2 protein-coding genes are annotated in these 1,769 nt (G+C 39.1%); one reads left to right on the forward strand and one right to left on the reverse strand.

Annotated features, from left to right (window positions below):
• The coding region (locus tag U0839_RS08725) for a VOC family protein (protein ID WP_413550506.1) at positions 1-393 on the forward strand (393 nt) is incomplete at its 5' end.
• Between the two features lie 58 nt (positions 394-451).
• Here U0839_RS08725 and U0839_RS08730 read toward each other — a convergent pair.
• Entirely contained in the window at positions 452-1,726 is a 1,275-nt protein-coding gene (locus tag U0839_RS08730; protein WP_155565044.1) for an O-acetylhomoserine aminocarboxypropyltransferase, read from the reverse strand.
• Positions 1,727-1,769 lie beyond the last annotated feature (43 nt).

The following is a 1,769-nucleotide window of genomic DNA, read 5'->3' on the forward strand; positions in this document are numbered from 1 at the left end:
AAATTAATGATTAATTCCATTGATCATATTGTGCTGACAACATACAGACTTGATGCGTGTATCCATTTTTACACTCAGGTTTTACAATTTTCCCTGCAACATTTTGGACAAGATCGAATAGCTTTTAAATTCGGCAATCAAAAAATCAATGTTCATGAATATGGTAAGGAAATTGAACCAAAGGCACATTTACCCGTACCAGGTTCTTTAGATATCTGTTTTGTTACTCAAGAAAAACCAGCAACAATTCTTGCTCATTTACAGAAACATGGAATTAAATCGCTTGAAGGTCCTATCAACCGAACAGGGGCACAGGGGTCCATTGAATCCATTTACCTACGTGACCCTGATCTGAATTTAATCGAGATTGCACGATATATTGAAAACCCCTGAATCAAACAAGGGGTATTTTTAAAAATCAATAACTCTTATTCTATATTTTATCTTAACTTTATGCCAAGGCCTGTTCAAGATCCTGAATAATATCATTTACATTTTCGATACCAATCGATAGACGAATCACATCGGGTCCCGCTCCTGCAGCAATTTTTTGTTCATAACTTAATTGACGATGTGTAGTCGATGCAGGATGAATGACTAAGGAACGCGTGTCTCCAATATTAGCCAATAAAGAAAACATTTTTAACGAGGAGACAAACCGGACAGCTGAATCATATCCTCCTTTTATTCCAAAGGTAAATACTGATCCAGCCCCTTTAGGCGCATATTTCTTCTGCAAATCATTATATTTATTATCAGGCAATCCAGCATACGAAACCCACGCAACCTTTTCATGATTAGCCAGATAATGAGCTACCACATTTGCATTGTCACAATGACGCTGCATACGCAAAGGTAAGGTTTCAATTCCCGTTAAGATCAAAAATGCATTAAAAGGAGAAATTGTTGGACCAAAATCACGCATACCCAATACACGCGCAGCAATTGCAAAAGCCGATGAACCTGCCGCATCCGCAATAACCAACTCTGCATAATCATGTCGTGGCTCTGTAATTTTTTTATATTTGTTATCTTTTTTCCAATCAAATTTACCACCATCAACAATAATGCCGCCCATCGAATTTCCATGTCCCCCCATAAATTTAGTCAGGGAATGAATCACGATATCGGCACCATGTGCAAAAGGGCGAACCAGATAAGGCGTCGCCATGGTGTTATCCACAATCAAAGGGATATGATTGGCATAAGCAATTTTTGCAATGGCCTCTATATCAACAATTATACCACCAGGGTTTGCAAAGCTTTCAATAAAAATCGCCTTTGTCCGACCATCAATTGCTTTTTCAAAAGTGGATAAATCGTCAATATCAGCAAAACGAACATGCCAGTCAAATGATTTGAAAGACTGGGCAAACTGGTTAATTGAACCACCATATAATTGACGGGCGGCGATGAAATTATCCCCTGCCTCCATCAGGGTATGAAAGGTTAAAAACTCTGCAGCATGTCCAGAAGCAGTTGCCAATGCTGCACTTCCTCCCTCCAGTGCTGTCACCCGTTCTTCCAATACAGCCTGGGTTGGGTTCGTAATCCGACCATAAATATTTCCCGCATCTGTCAAGGCAAAGCGATTGGCTGCCTGATCAACATCTTTAAAAACATAAGCTGTAGTCTGATAAATCGGTGTTATTCTTGCCCCTGTTACTGGATCAGGTGTTGCCCCCGCATGAATAGCCAAGGTTTCAAAATTTGTATTTTTACTCATTATTTATGATCCGATATAAAAATGAAAAATGATGCCAAATCAT

The sequence above is a fragment of the Commensalibacter sp. A3DC genome (assembly GCF_047307945.1).
Taxonomy (GTDB): domain Bacteria; phylum Pseudomonadota; class Alphaproteobacteria; order Acetobacterales; family Acetobacteraceae; genus Commensalibacter; species Commensalibacter melissae.